The following is a 14741-nucleotide window of genomic DNA, read 5'->3' on the forward strand; positions in this document are numbered from 1 at the left end:
AGGAGTTCGATACAATTCTCATCTTTAATCTCCTGCTATGTAAATTAAGGGTATAAATTAGGTGGTGAGTTGAGTATGAGAGAAAGCCTTAACCAGCAGTTTGATACAATTGTTAAAACATATAGTACAGAGCTTAAAAAATTGGCTTGGAGATATATTATGGATCCCTATCTTGTTGAAGATATTGTTCAAGAGGTTCTATTAAAATGTTATATTCACATAGAGCAATTGGGGGAGCTTCAATCTATTAAAGCTTGGTTGTATACGATAACTAAAAATCAATGTAAAGATTATCTTAGAACCAAGTATCATCAAAACGTAAGCCCAACCTCGGAATTCTTTATCTCTACTCAAATCACGCCTGAATCGGAAATGATGAGCCGACAAAATAAGGATGAAATTTATAGCCAGATTAAGAGCTTGCCTGAAAAATATCAAGAAATTTTATATCTAACCTATGTGAAAGAGCTAGATTTAAAAGAAATTCAACAATTTCTGGACCTAAATATTTCAACAATTAAAACGAGACTATTTCGAGCAAGAAATTTACTAAAGGCATCGATGATGTAAAATATAATGAGAAAAATATGAAGGTTAAAAACCCTGTATCTCTAATGAATGGAAATACAGGGTTTTATAATTAGGATACGTTATTAAAATCTAATTGACGCTTTCTAACTAACAGTAATAAGCTCCTATAATAATTAATAAAATAAACAGCACAACAACTAATATAAACGTATCGTTACAAGGTACTGGACAAGCATATCCATAACTAGGTGCATATCCGTAACTAGGTGCTGTATAGGTAGGTGCAGTATAAGTTGGTGCAGTATAAGATGGTTGTGGTGGTGCGTATGCTCCCATTACAGAAGCCGCATTAACATTAGAAATGTTTAACTCCATATTCGTACTCCCTTTCTTTATATTATTCAAGTCACTACATTATACTCACCTATGTACGAATTGCCCCGTTTTAGAGAGAAAATGGGTAGTTGTCACGAATGCTTTTGGAATGGGATAAAAAAGAAATTTAACTTCTAGTTCAATTAATAAATTACTATTGGGAATAACAAGTAGAAACCAATTCGCTTAAGGTGAAAGACCCACCTTTCTATTAATTGTGAATTAATACATGGTATAATGAGAAAACTTAGGATAATTACGACTTATGCCTATAATTGAACGGATGCAATAAAAAGCCTCCGACAAGTACTAATAACCTGGAGGTGTAAGAGAATGAATAAACGCTGGACAATCGGCAAAATTAAAGAATTTGTTGAGAACAACTCGGAGAGTAAGCTGCTAACTACGGAATATCACGGTTTCTCTCAAAAGCTTTTATTTAAATGTTCTTGTGGAAACAACTTCGAAAAAACATTTACCAAATTTAAAAATAATCATCAACGTAAATGTGACGTGTGCCAACCACCAAAAGTATCACGTTAATTGGAATCACCTTACTTCTAGTGTTTATTTAGAGTAAGGTGATTTTTTTGTTTTTAAAGCTCAACACCATTAAGAAAGTTATTTAACAAAGTGGTCCCCATGAAATATAAATTTTTTCAGTTTATAAGAGCGTGTTGTTTAGAGTAGGATACTAGGTTGCAGTAAAACATTAATAATTTATTGACAAACGATAAATACATTATTATACTCAAGATGAAATAATGTTAAAAGAGGTGCTTTTTATGAAATTAAGAACTACCCTGTTCTTAAAGGTAACTGTCTTTCTAATGGGAGTCCCAGTTCTTGCTTTAAGTATTTTTGGTTTATATTCTTTATTAGATAATCCAGTTAATCCAGATTACGCTCATATACTATATCCTATCGTAATAGGTATGTATTTATCGGTGATACCATTTTTTGGAGCTTTGTTCCAGGCGTTTAAACTTTTAGGTTATATTGATAAGAACTATGCTTTCTCTGATTTATCAGTAAAGGCTTTAAAGAATATAAAATTACTTGCAATCATATTCAGTGGTTTGTATTTGGCAATTTTGCCATTTGTGTTTATGTTAGCTGAACTTGACGATGCTCCTGGTCTTGCCATAGTAGGAATGGTCCCTGCTTTTGCTGGGATGGTAATTGCAGTATTCGCCGCTGTTCTTCAAAGACTTTTACAAGAAGCAATTACTATAAAATCAGAGAATGATTTAACGGTCTGAGGTGAATACAATGGCAATTATTATTAATATTGATGTAATGTTGGCGAAACGAAAAATGAGTGTTACGGAACTTTCGGAAAGGGTTGGAATAACAATGGCGAACCTTTCTATTTTAAAAAATGGGAAAGCTAAAGCAATTCGGTTATCTACGTTAGAGGCAATTTGTAAGGCATTGGATTGTCAGCCAGGAGATCTTTTAGAGTACAGAAATGACGAGGATAATCAAAACTAATAAGAAACAAAAGAGCGTTAATCCAAGGGTTAACGCTCTTTTGTATGGAAAACAATTTTGTAAAATGGAATGAGCTAGACGGGGACTAAAATTCTAAATTAATTATGTGTTAAAACATCCCGTTCTTATTAGGAGATGGATCTGGGACGGATTGGTTTATATCCCACAATTCAACGATTTGGTTATCCTGGAAACGGAATATATGTACAAGTGCAACACCTGGATCATCTGTTATTAGTTTCAAGTGTGACAATACTGAAACGGTATCATTTTCTTGGATAGCCAGTTTAACTTCAAGTATTTTATGGGGATTTTGGGTTGCATCCTCTTCCATGGCTAGCATTAGTGAATCTGCATCTCCAGGGAAAAAGGGATTATGGTGCCGAAAATCAGATCCAACGTAACGCTCGTATGCTATGCGAACTTCACCTGATACAACGAGTTGTAAAAATGATACTGCTCTTTCTTTGAGGGACTGTATTTCCGTACTCATCCTTTTCTTCCTTTCTATATAAATAGTATTTGAATAAACTGAAGTGTAAGGTAGTGGTAAGACTATGTCAATTCTAAGTGTAAACAGGTTAGAAGGTCATAAATAAAATTAGTGTATAAATGACCATGAGCCAAATGAGGGCTCCATAAAAAGAGTGCCTGTCACGAACAGGCACGACCGAACTCATTTTTTAGCTATATATATTTCTCCAAGTAACTCTTTTTTTTCATAAGTCTCAAGAATCAATTGATTTTCAATATATGCGTGAATTTCATCTTGAGCTAAATCATACATAACTTCAATCTCTTTTGAGAATAATAGTTTCTCTTTTTCCAGAAGGTTAGATAGAGTAGGAACCTGCTTTCCTTTGAGTTCTTCATTGTTTAAGACTCTAGTTAATGCGGAAACATAGTTTTCTATAGGACGACTCCCGACTACTTTTACTCCCTTTTTTTCCTCATTTATCATGACAATGGTTGGGAATCCTCTTACTCCAAGATTTCTAGTAAGAGCAAAGTCCTCGTTTAATAAATCTTGGACAGTTTGATCATTCGCTTCTTTTACAATTGCTTCTCCATTAAGACCGATATCATTTACGAGTCGAGACATAACGAAATCATCAGCAATATTTTCATTGAAAGCGAAAAGCGCTTCTCTTGCATGTCGTAAAAATGCATATGCAATCTCATTATTGTGATGCTTTTGAATAACTTTATACACGCGGGATGGCGGATATGATGACTGAACTGGATTGTCAATCATTAGAGAACCGTCAATTGGCATACGAGAAAACTCTCCGACTTCTCTCCAATGTCCGGCAACATCAGCGGGACCAAAAATCCCGTTTGCAGGATCAACGGGTTTGTCACCCCACTTTTCTAATAGCCCTCCCATTACAGTATGAAAGTTGAAATAATGCCCATATTCCTCTTTAAAACGTCTTAGTGTAGGCTCAAGTGCCCAGCAGTGAGAGCAAATGGGATCAGTCACATAGTAAAGGTCGATTGTTTTCTTTGGTTCAGTAAAATCAATTATCTCTACTTCTTCCTCTTCAACTACACCGCACACCCCTGTTTGTAAATCACAAATCATATTAATATTGTTACTCATCAAAATCATCTTCCTTTCATTTTGGGAGAAGGGAGCTGTCCCTTTGTCCCACTTGTTTATAAGGTAATGGTAGTTCATAATGATAGTCAGAGATACCAATAGATTGTTGGATTTGTTGTTTATACGACATTTTGGTGAAACTGTTGGAAAAGTAGGAGGGGTTTTGGAGATGAGTGAAACAAAGACGGATCCTCGAATTCTACGAACACGTAAGTTAATTATGGATTCTTTTATTGAGCTTTCGGGCAAAAAGGAATTCAAGGATATTACTGTTAAGGATATTACAACTGAGGCTATGATTAATCGTGCAACCTTTTATTATCATTTTGAAGATATATATGACCTATTAAATAAGGTTTTATCAGAGGTATTGTTAGTTAATTTGGATGGTAGTTTATACGAAGATACTGAACTGACTGATGAAGTTTTTATTCACATTTTTAAAGCGATAACCGAATTTCAATGCTCTTTATCAAATCGGTGTCACAGGGGATACGAGGATACAATTGCGCGGATTATTCGAGATCAGCTAGAGGTAATCTTTTATAAAATTTTAACGAAACAACATGGTGCGAATGATGAAAAAGGATTAAAGGTTACTGCGGTAATGCTTAGTTGGGGAATTTACGGTTTATCAGTAGAATGGAAAAGAACAATTGACAAGGAAGCTCCAGAGGATTTTATTCAATCAGCTATTCCATTTATAAAGTCAGGTATTAATTGAGGTCAAATGAAAGAAACTCGTGAACATTGGGATAAAGTGTTTATGAGTTTTTTATTTTTAGGCTAATAGGTTAGGGAATCGACCAGTTTTAAAGTTACTTGACAACATTTTATTACTTTAATATACTTACTTACATAAAGTAAGTAGTGAAATTGATTATAGCTGACATTTTTATTAAAGAATAGAATGTAATAAATAAAAATCTCAGGAAATTAGTTACATCAGAGAGGAAGAAAACGATGTCATCTACAGATAAAAAATTTGAAATAGGTATCTACACACTTGCAGATATAGGCCCAAACCCAATAACGGGGGAAATGATAACAGCAAAGCAAAGATTAAAAGAGATTGTACAAGCTGCCCAACTTGCTGATGAAGCTGGTTTAGATGTGTTTGGGGTAGGGGAACACCACCGGTTAGACTATGCTGCTTCTTCCCCAGCCGTTATTTTAGCTTCAATTGCCCAAGTAACAAAGAATATTAAATTGACAAGTACTACTAGTGTGTTAAGTACATTAGATCCAGTGCGCCTGTTTGAGGATTTTGCAACATTAGATTTGCTATCAGATGGCCGTGCTGAAATTTTGGCTGGTCGAGGGGCTTTTATTGAGTCATTTCCTCTATTTGGGTACAGCACTAACGATTATAATGAGCTCTTTAAAGAGCATATGGACCTACTTTTACAATTAAATAAAAATGAAAAAGTAACATGGACAGGAAATTTCCGAACTCCTTTACAAAATGCTGAAATCGCACCGCGACCTGCACAAGATGAACTGCCAATATGGATTGGAGTTGGTGGAACCCCTGAGAGTGCAGAGCGTGCGGGAATATTCGGAGTTGGAATGGCATTAGCTATTTTAGGAGGAGACCCTTTACGCTTTAAACCACTTGTTGAAATTTACCGTAAAGCGGGTCTAGAAGCGGGCCATTCACCAGAAAAGCTAAAAGTTGGTGTAACTGGCCATACGTATATTTCTAAAACAAATGAGCAAGCTAAAGATGAGTTCTTCCCTTATTATTCAAACTATTGGTCCTATGTGAATAGCCAACGTGGTATGGGAACCAGGATGTCGAGACAAGATTTTGAGATGATGGCTAGTCCAGAGACAGCATTGTTTATAGGAAGCCCCCAGCAAATTGTAGAGAAAATACACCGTCAGTACGAGTTGTTTGGCCATACACGTTTTCTAGCTCAGGTTGATATTGGTGGGTTGCCATTTGATAAGGTAACTAAAAGCATTGAATTATTAGCAACTGACGTAGTTCCAATGGTTAATAAGATTATTAATAAATAATGTATTTTCTTAGCAGTGGATTCACAATTGTGGGTCACACTGCTTTTTTATTGGAAAAATAAGAGTTGTAGGAACTTGAGAAGGAGTTTTTCTTTTTTTATTGAAGTATCATAGGAACGAAACAAAAAGGTGGATTTACAAATGAGTAAAAAGGTTATCATTATAGGAGCTGGAATAGGTGGTCTATGTACAGCGATCGCTTTAATAAAAGAAGGATACGAAGTAAAAGTTTTTGAAAAGGCAGCCCAATTAACTCATGTAGGGGCAGGAATTGTTTTAGCAGCAAATGCACTTAAAGCACTAGGGACGCTAGGTGTAGAAAAAAATGTAGTATCAAGTGGAGCTCATGTTGGGAAAGCAGAGATCCGTTCATGGGATGGAAAGCTTATAGTTGAGCTTCCAACGCATGAGCAAGCAAATCGTTATGGTACATATAGCTATCTAATTCATCGGGCTAAATTAGTATCTATTTTAGTTAATAAACTGAATTCTAATACTAAAATTCAACTCAATAAAAAATTAGTAAAGTTTACCCAAACTGAAAATAAAGTAACTGCATTTTTTGAAGATGGAACTAATGAAGATGCCGATATTCTAATAGGTGCTGATGGGATACATTCCTTAGTTAGAAAACAATTATTCGGGGAAGAAAAACTTCGATATGCGGGATTTACTGCTTTTCGAGGTATTTGTGATATTGCTAATTCTCAATACCAGATGGAAGATGGTGGTGGCTTTGAAGCCTGGGGGAGAGGTAAAAGATTTGGCTTCTCTCATCTTGGAGAAGGCAAAGTCTTCTGGTTTGCTGCAATAAATTCACAAGAAGGCAAACAGACTCAGCCAGAAGGAAGAAAGGAAATAGTGAAAAAGTACTTCGAAGACTGGTATCCACCAGTTCAACTCGCTATTGATGCTACCGAGGAAACCTCAATATTACACCATGATATTTATGATCTTCCTCCTATAACACGTTGGAGTAAGGGGAGGGTGACACTGTTAGGAGATGCTGCACATCCAATGTTACCAAACTTAGGCCAAGGTGGTGCCCAAGCTATAGAGGATGCCATTGTTTTATCTCAAAGTTTAAAAGGAATAGGCAGTCTACAAGGAGCCCTTCAAAGTTATGAACATACTAGAAAACAAAGAACACGATCAATAATTAACCAATCTAGAAAGATGGCACGAATGGTACAGCTTGAGAACCCTCTGACTATACACGCGAGAAATATTGTTCTTAAAAATATTCCAAAGAAACTTATTACTAACAGACTTGATTGGATTCTTGGTCATAAAGTAAAGTGAAGTGCTGTAGATGTATACTCTAATAGATTCATGAGGTGATCTTTATGTTTCACTTTTTAAGCATAGTTATAAGTATTATCCTACTTCTTCGTATCTTTAATAAAGTAAAGGTATCACTAAAGGTATTAACTAAGCCACAAATTTTAAGTGTAACAATTTCATATATTGGAGCAATTTTTATAGCATTTATTTGTATATACTACTTTGGTAATTGGAGTGCGGAACAATTTCAAAATACGATTATAAAATATATTATATTCTTCGTCATTGTTTATCTAACCCTATATTTAATAATGAATATACTGAGTAAAGTATTATACAAGATTACTAATGGTATTCTACCTATAAATAACGATGAAGATACCAAATAAAGTAATGTGATAGAGATTAGAAAGACTAATTCTACTACGTACCATTTTTTTATACGGCTGTTTAGGAAATTTTGTTGCTTTAAAGCCTAAACTGGAAGGAGGGTTTTATACTGTCTTTTCTATGTTCAGCAACAATCTTTTATACTTTAATCTGTAGGAGCTTGCTAGTTAAACTTCATATAACAAAGCACCACAAGCCCCACTAATTTTAAAAAATCGTGATTGTTAAGGCTAATTGTATATGATATGATAGCATCGAACTTATTAAACATGTTTAATAAGTTTATTATTGGGTACTTATTAAACATCTTTAAAAAGTATATGTTATAGGTGGTGACGCTTGTGAAACCAACTCCAAAATCTATGAGGAAGGTTATCCTTAGTGGTATTCGCGAAACTCTTTTAGAGCTTGGAAGTGCAACAAAAGTAGAACTAAGCGATAAATTAGAAATTAGTTTTCCAACGATAAGTAAGTTCCTAACGCAGATGGAGAGGGACGGAGAAATTATTTCAGTGGGTCTAGATGAATCAAGTGGTGGGAGAAGAGCAAAAAGATATACATATAATCCTGAACATATGCTTGGACTTGCCATTTTTTTAGAAGGTACAGAGACGAATTATACAATTTTTAATTGTGTAGGAGAAATAAAGGAACAAGGCAGCGTTTCAAGTGTGCTAAAAGACAATGGCTTACAACTATTAACAAACTATATAGATAACTTACTAGAAACAAATCCTAAGATTAGTTCTTTGGCAATTGGTGTTCCTGGTTCTGTTGATAGTGGGCGGATTTTTTATATACCAGGGTATGAACAATTTCAAAATATAGATTTAAAGGGATACTTAGAGAAACAATTTTCGATACCTGTTGTTGTGGAGAACGATATGAATGCTGCTGTGCTAGGATATCATAATAATAGCGGGAGTAAGGATAACAAATCGCTAATCTATCTCTATTCCGGTCAAAATTGTCCTGGAGCAGGATTTTTAGTAAATGGAGATGTGGTACGAGGAAGTACTTTTTTTGCTGGAGAGGTTTCATTCGTTCCTCAATATAATGACCGAAACTATCGTCAAGCATTGGAAAACAGAAATCCATCTGCAGATGTTTTGATCAAAGAGGGTTCTCAAATTGATGCAATTAGTAGATTAGTAGCCACATTTGTAGCAATCATTAACCCACATAAAATGATTTTCTGTAGTGGTGATGTTGAAAGTGCAATATTAGATAAAATAGCAATTCGCAGCTCAAAATATATACCCTCGGAACATCTGCCGGAGCTAGTAATTAGTGATTGGAAACAAGACTATTTAATAGGTTTGCAAAGTCTTGGTCTTAATCTGATGATAAACAAACCGCAAGTTACTAGATAAATTCAAATTAATAATTAATATGGGAGAATAGATAGTATGGCAACTTTACTTTTAATAATCATTTATTTGGCTTTTATCAGCTTAGGGTTACCTGATTCTTTATTAGGGGTAGCATGGCCTGTGATGCAAAAAGACTTTGGAGCCCCACTTGAGACTGCTGGGGTACTATTTATGACGATTGCAGGCAGTACCATTATATCCAGTTTATTTAGTGGAAGGGTTCTTAAACAATTTGGAACTGGGAAAGTTACATTTGTAAGTACATTAATGACTGCTGGAGCATTACTAGGATTTTATTTTGCACCTTCTATAATTTGGCTTTTCTTATGTGCCATTCCACTTGGAATAGGTGCTGGAGCAATTGACGCCGGATTAAACGATTATGTGGCTACACACTATAAGGCACATCATATGAGTTGGTTACATTCTTTTTGGGGGGTTGGAGCTACACTAGGTCCTGTTATAATGGCTCAGTTTATATCAGGAGAAACATCTTGGAGCAGTGGCTACCTGACAATAGCTGGAATTCAATTCTTATTAGTAGTAATTTTGTTTTTTACTTTACCTTTATGGAACAAAGTGACTGCAATATATAGTGTCGAATCGAACGAGGTGCATAATGAATCAAAAAGCGTCTCACTAAATGAAGAAAATGGTAATATCAAACCCCTACAAATTAAAGGGGTAAAATTGGCTCTATTCTCCTTTCTGTTTTATTGTGGGGTTGAAGCAACAGTAGGATTATGGGGAAGTAGCTACTTGGTTAATGTAAAGGATTTACCCGTGGCGACTGCTGCAAAATGGGTATCATTTTATTACGGCGGAATAACGATTGGTAGATTTATTACAGGATTTATAACTTTTAAGGTAACTAATCGTACGCTCATCCGGACGGGGCAGTTTATCGCTTTAGCAGGGGCATTACTGCTAATCTTACCATTACCATCAATTTTTTCATTAGTAGGTTTTGTACTGGTTGGCCTAGGATTAGCACCAATATTTCCATGTATGTTACACGAAACGCCAACACGTTTTGGAAAGAAGCATTCTCAGACCATTATGGGATATCAAATGGCTATGGCATATACAGGTAGTACATTTGTGCCTCCATTACTTGGGTTCATTGCATCGTATGTAACAATAGGAATTTTCCCAATCATTGTTGTTATTTTTGTCGCGGCAATGCTATTAAGCTCAGAGAAGCTTAATAGTTTATTAAAGAAAAAAGGTTTAATAAGAAAGTTACAAGTTCAAGAGTAGGGGAAATTTAAACAAAAATAGTAAAGTACTTCTACCTAGTAGCGAAAGAATATAGTAAATGTATTAATAAAACATTAAAGCATTTCTCTGAATGAGAAATGCTTTTTTTTATAGAAATATTAAAACAACAATAATATAATTAAAATTAATAATATTTTATTGTAAAACAATAAATAATAAAGTAAAATATAATCAATTAGAACAAGTAAGAGGTGTATTATGAAACGTGAGTCAACATTCAGGAATAACCTCTGGGAGGATCAAATCATTAGATCGCTAAAACAGCTTGTTTATTTTGGGTGGGAACAGGCACTATCATGTTTATTTCCTGTAGTAATTTTTGTGTCTTTAGCATTAACAAAAATCCTTCCACTTCCTTTGCTGCCAAGATATGATTGGCTGCTCATTATCTGCCTTTTGATGCAGTGGTGGATGTTGCGTTCTGGACTTGAAACTGGGGATGAACTAAAGGTAATCACATTGTTTCATCTTATTGGGTTAGCACTTGAACTTTTTAAGGTGCATATGGGCTCCTGGTCCTATCCAGAGGAAGGATATTTTAAAATTTATGGAGTACCTATGTATAGTGGGTTCATGTACGCAAGTGTAGCTAGTTATCTTTGCCAGGCTTGGAGACGCTTAGATGTTGAACTGATTAAGTGGCCACCGTTTTTAGTGGTAGTACCGCTTGCAGCTGCAATATATTTAAACTTTTTCACACACCATTATTGGATTGATGTACGCTGGTGGTTATCTTTCCTTGTGATTATCGTCTTTTGGCGAACATGGGTCATATATGAGGTTAATGGAACACGTTACCGAATGCCACTCGCACTATCTTTTGTACTCATTGGATTTTTCATATGGGTAGCTGAAAACATTGCCACGTTCTTTGGAGCCTGGGAATATCCGAACCAAACCGATGCGTGGAGCTTAGTTCATCTAGGAAAAGTAAGTTCCTGGCTATTATTAGTAATCGTCAGCTTTCTTATCGTAGCGACATTAAAGAGGTTTAAAGGAAAAAGTTCAACTGAGGTAGGTACTAGCAAATTTTTAAAAATATGGCTGTGTTAAATTTTAATGTTGATATTCATTATAAAATTAGGGATACCTAAATGGTTCCCTAACTTTTGTAATTTGAATTAAGATAATTCTTCTAAACCCCAATCATTGTAAGTGTATTTTTCATTCTCAGATATAGGTTTATAACTTTTACAAAAATCAAGAAGTTTTCTACTCCTTCTACCAAAAGATTTATCCTGTTTGGAGAAGATTTCAACCACATCATCCCGATTGAGAAAAGTCTTATCTTTTAAGCAGAATATCTCATTTTCTAAATCACCGAATGGATTAAAGTTACCATGTCGGCAAGATTGACAACAAGCGATACTGATATTGTCTGGAAGTTCTTTCTGTAAATACTTTACTGCATATTCAATAGAACTGGATAACTTAGATTGAATTTGGTGATTATTCACTTGGACTTCAAAGCGAATGTTTTGAAATTCTTCTTCATCTAATTGTTCGTAAAACATATTTGTTGGTATGACTGAGATTTTTCCGTCAATTAGATAATTCACATTCAAAGTATCTACTTTCAATGGACAGACCTCCTAATAAATTTACATAAATAGATTTAGATAATGAATTTTGAAAGACGCAAACTATCATAAGTATCCGTCATTTCAAATACAAATGATGTTAATAAAAGTTCTTTTATATTGTGTTTAGTGCTTTCATTACTTCGACTATCCACAAATAAGAACCAAGCAAGGTAATTGTCAAGGTACTTTGTAGCCACGCCTTTAAAACGGTTTATCCATTGTTTCATACGAGAATGAAGACCGTTGACATTTTGGATGTGGTACAAACCCTTAATAACGTGTTTGCCACCGTCTGATTTAATTCGGTAATGCTCTAAACCTTTTTCCTTTGCATAGGTTTTATAGGCTCTCCAAGCATCTGTCACAAGCACATTGTCAGGTGTCAGTTTAGAGCCAATCATATTATCAACTTTAGTTTTCACTACACGCCCCATACAAGCGACCTTTGATACTGTTGCTTTGGTGCGGTCTCTTGCAACAAGAACACATACTTGTTCGTGGCTAATGCCTCTATGTTTGGATTTTCCACCACGCTTACGAGGTTTGCGGTCAGTAATGCCACGTTGTCCTTTTTGGGAGTATAGGAAATAGGTCTCGTCAACTTCAACGATACCTTCAAATTGCTCAAAATCCATTTGTTTTAAGGCACTCAATAATTTGTGTCTCCAATAAAAAAGTGTAACCCAAGTAACCCCTACGATTTCAGCAGATTTTCGCAGGGAATAACCTTTGAACATACAATCAACAAACGTAATCCATTCATCGCCCTTTCGAGTTCGATAAAGAACTGTATTAGTTGTATCAGTAAATGTCTTACTACAACATTTACAACGATAGCGTTGGCGACCATTGTGTTTCCCGAACCTAACAACATGTTCAGACGCACAATGAGGGCATTGAAAACCTTCTTTGAAACGGGTTTCTCTCAGTTCATTAATTAGGCGACCACCAACAGAGGAAGAAGGCTCAACATAGCGTTTTACCCATTGAAACACACGCTCTTTCTCTGTGTGTGATAATTTGTCGATATGTTTTAATAGATTACTGAACGCTTTGCTCAACCTTGTGACCTCCTCGAATGTTTGTTCTTATCCTAATTATACAAAGATTTCAAGAAGGTTTCAAATATCAACATTTACCTTTAACAGAGCCAAAAATATAAAACGCGTAAAAGTAAGGCAGGTAATTATTATATATGTGAGCAGCAAAATAAAAAGCGTCAATGATTGACGCTTTTTTATCTGTTTAAATCTTGTATACCAGGGCTATGTTCATTAGGCATTTCTGGTAACACAGGAACAGGATGACCTGCTGGAGGCGGTACCACTTGAAGAGTACCATCGTCTCTACTTGGGGATTCACCTTGGAAGATTTGTCCCATTAGTGTTTCATCTAATCTAAAATTAAATTGTGCATTATGGAAGCCCATTTCAACATATTTTCTACACTCCGGATACTTGTTAATATCATAATTCGGCACTGGGAAGATTTTTGCCCAGTCCACACCGAGGGTTTCCAGAGCTTTTGCAAATGCATTTTGATGAGCATTATCACGAACAATTAAGAAAGCCAATGTTTCTCTAAATGTCTTATTAGAGCTCATTTCATATATTCTTGTTTTTTGGAGAACACCAGTAGATTCTAAAACTACATTATCAAGTAAATCACTAATCAAATTACCATGACTATAAACATAGTTTCCATTCCATGGATTTCCTGCAGCGTCAACAGGAAGCGAACTTTGTGCGCCCATAATAAAGTGATGAGGATTTGCATGTTTTATTGCATCCTCTAATGGAGCACCTGTATCACCACCTGCACCAACAGCTTCTTCTCCAGAACCATTTAATAATTGATTGATTGTAGTTTGAACTAGTTCCACATGGCTAATTTCCTCTAGGAAGACCCCTCTAATTAAATCGCGGTACTGCTTTTGGTTACCTCTAAAATTTGAGCTTTGGAAGAAGAATTGCATCATAGTTCTCATCTCGCCAAAACGGCCACCTAATGTTTCTTGAAGTACTTTTGCTGCAGAAGGATCGGGTTTATCAGGAACAATCATATTAATCAAATCTTCCTTATAAAAATACATGAGCTAACCTCCTTATAAGTTGTTTTACTTTGTTAATATTTGATTAACCATACAAAAATATCCTCTGCTTTATCCGCTATCATATATTTTGTTTCTAATTTTTTCTTAATCCTTCATTGCCCCTGCTTCTCGGGAAGTCATCGCACCTTGTCCTTCGCTTACATCTCTTTGAATTTCCTGTTTAACCTTTTGGGGATTAGTACCAGCGAAAGCTGAACCCGAATTCTTTTTAGGTCGCAGATTCTGTTGCATTTAGATATTCCTCTCTTTCGAATTTAATAATGGTAGTATTTGCAAAAAACTACTCGATCTATCCGGAGGATAAAAGTAAAAATAACTTAGTAAAGTCGAGGAGTTATAAAAATTGTACAAGGTAAGGTAAGAGACATTATCGGAGGTGATGAAAGCAAAATGGAAATGTTAGGTTTCATTCTATAAAAATACATGTTGACAACAAACGAAAACGGGAGTAGATTTTGATTATTAAATTATTAAAAATAAATATCCAACACCTTTTATTCGCTGAATCTTATGAGCGGGGGAACCAATTATGATAGCGATGCTATCTCGGGGTGAATCTTACTTAGTAAGAAGGGATACTCTCAATTCCTAATCCGACAGCTAACCTCGTAAGCGTTATATGTAAGTCGAGAGAAAGGTCATAGGTTAGCCTAAGACCATTCTATTTGCGATGGTCTTTTTTTGCGGGATAA

At 35.3% G+C, this 14741-nt stretch carries 17 protein-coding genes and 1 riboswitch; of the genes, 10 read left to right on the forward strand and 7 right to left on the reverse strand.

What is annotated here, in order from left to right; translation table 11 throughout:
• Positions 1-75 precede the first annotated feature (75 nt).
• Complete coding sequence (locus tag AB3M96_RS06295) at positions 76-570, forward strand: RNA polymerase sigma factor (RefSeq protein WP_412966728.1); 495 nt, start codon at positions 76-78, stop codon at positions 568-570.
• A 108-nt stretch (positions 571-678) separates the two neighbouring features.
• Here AB3M96_RS06295 and AB3M96_RS06300 read toward each other — a convergent pair whose 3' ends face one another.
• Positions 679-906 carry a YjcZ family sporulation protein gene (locus AB3M96_RS06300; protein ID WP_412966729.1) on the reverse strand — a complete coding sequence of 76 codons (228 nt, stop codon included), beginning with the start codon at positions 904-906 and terminating at the stop codon, positions 679-681.
• A gap of 333 nt (positions 907-1239) precedes the next feature.
• Between AB3M96_RS06300 and AB3M96_RS06305 the strand changes: the two genes are divergently transcribed.
• The 3 genes from AB3M96_RS06305 to AB3M96_RS06315 all read left to right on the forward strand — a co-directional run bounded on the left by AB3M96_RS06305 (position 1240) and on the right by AB3M96_RS06315 (position 2400).
• Positions 1240-1449, forward strand: coding sequence for a hypothetical protein (locus AB3M96_RS06305; protein ID WP_412966730.1), 210 nt, complete (start codon positions 1240-1242; stop codon positions 1447-1449).
• A 242-nt stretch (positions 1450-1691) separates the two neighbouring features.
• Positions 1692-2168, forward strand: a complete 477-nt coding sequence (locus tag AB3M96_RS06310; RefSeq protein WP_412966731.1) for a DUF2975 domain-containing protein — start codon at positions 1692-1694, stop codon at positions 2166-2168.
• A 10-nt stretch (positions 2169-2178) separates the two neighbouring features.
• Complete coding sequence (locus AB3M96_RS06315; protein WP_412966732.1) at positions 2179-2400, forward strand: helix-turn-helix domain-containing protein; 222 nt, start codon at positions 2179-2181, stop codon at positions 2398-2400.
• Between the two features lie 109 nt (positions 2401-2509).
• Here the strand turns inward: AB3M96_RS06315 and AB3M96_RS06320 are convergent, their stop codons facing one another.
• Positions 2510-2893, reverse strand: a complete 384-nt coding sequence (locus AB3M96_RS06320) for a nuclear transport factor 2 family protein (protein ID WP_412966733.1) — start codon at positions 2891-2893, stop codon at positions 2510-2512.
• Between the two features lie 183 nt (positions 2894-3076).
• The gene (locus AB3M96_RS06325) at positions 3077-4003 is read right to left on the reverse strand and encodes a DsbA family protein (protein ID WP_412966734.1); all 927 of its coding nucleotides are present in this window, start codon (positions 4001-4003) and stop codon (positions 3077-3079) included.
• A 169-nt stretch (positions 4004-4172) separates the two neighbouring features.
• Between AB3M96_RS06325 and AB3M96_RS06330 the strand changes: the two genes are divergently transcribed.
• The 6 genes from AB3M96_RS06330 (at position 4173) to AB3M96_RS06355 (ending at position 11406) form a co-directional block, all read left to right on the forward strand.
• On the forward strand, positions 4173-4727 hold the full coding sequence (locus AB3M96_RS06330) for a TetR/AcrR family transcriptional regulator (RefSeq protein WP_412966735.1): 555 nt from the start codon (positions 4173-4175) through the stop codon (positions 4725-4727).
• A gap of 239 nt (positions 4728-4966) precedes the next feature.
• Positions 4967-6025 (forward strand): LLM class flavin-dependent oxidoreductase, encoded by a 1059-nt coding sequence (locus AB3M96_RS06335; RefSeq protein ID WP_412966736.1) that lies wholly within the window; start codon positions 4967-4969, stop codon positions 6023-6025.
• A gap of 141 nt (positions 6026-6166) precedes the next feature.
• Entirely contained in the window at positions 6167-7327 is a 1161-nt protein-coding gene (locus AB3M96_RS06340; protein ID WP_412966737.1) for an FAD-dependent monooxygenase, read from the forward strand.
• Between the two features lie 734 nt (positions 7328-8061).
• Entirely contained in the window at positions 8062-9072 is a 1011-nt protein-coding gene (locus AB3M96_RS06345) for an ROK family transcriptional regulator (RefSeq protein WP_412966943.1), read from the forward strand.
• 36 nt (positions 9073-9108) lie between these two features.
• Positions 9109-10332, forward strand: a complete 1224-nt coding sequence (locus AB3M96_RS06350; RefSeq protein WP_412966738.1) for an MFS transporter — start codon at positions 9109-9111, stop codon at positions 10330-10332.
• Positions 10333-10599: 267 nt separating this feature from the next.
• Positions 10600-11406, forward strand: coding sequence for a DUF817 domain-containing protein (locus AB3M96_RS06355; protein ID WP_412966944.1), 807 nt, complete (start codon positions 10600-10602; stop codon positions 11404-11406).
• A 68-nt stretch (positions 11407-11474) separates the two neighbouring features.
• On the opposite strand, the gene AB3M96_RS06360 is transcribed toward AB3M96_RS06355, so the two are convergent.
• The 4 genes from AB3M96_RS06360 to AB3M96_RS06375 form a co-directional block, all read right to left on the reverse strand.
• The gene (locus AB3M96_RS06360; protein ID WP_412966739.1) at positions 11475-11933 is read right to left on the reverse strand and encodes a hypothetical protein; all 459 of its coding nucleotides are present in this window, start codon (positions 11931-11933) and stop codon (positions 11475-11477) included.
• A gap of 35 nt (positions 11934-11968) precedes the next feature.
• Positions 11969-12997 carry an IS1595 family transposase gene (locus AB3M96_RS06365; RefSeq protein WP_412966740.1) on the reverse strand — a complete coding sequence of 343 codons (1029 nt, stop codon included), beginning with the start codon at positions 12995-12997 and terminating at the stop codon, positions 11969-11971.
• A gap of 176 nt (positions 12998-13173) precedes the next feature.
• A complete protein-coding gene (locus tag AB3M96_RS06370) occupies positions 13174-14028 on the reverse strand; it encodes a manganese catalase family protein (RefSeq protein ID WP_412966741.1) in 855 nt (284 codons plus the stop codon).
• A gap of 105 nt (positions 14029-14133) precedes the next feature.
• A complete protein-coding gene (locus AB3M96_RS06375; protein WP_412966742.1) occupies positions 14134-14280 on the reverse strand; it encodes a hypothetical protein in 147 nt (48 codons plus the stop codon).
• A gap of 258 nt (positions 14281-14538) precedes the next feature.
• A riboswitch (cyclic di-AMP (ydaO/yuaA leader) is annotated at positions 14539-14679 on the forward strand.
• Positions 14680-14741: the final 62 nt, after the last annotated feature.

It is taken from the genome of Ferdinandcohnia jepli, assembly GCF_047246645.1.
Classification (GTDB): domain Bacteria; phylum Bacillota; class Bacilli; order Bacillales; family Bacillaceae_L; genus Ferdinandcohnia.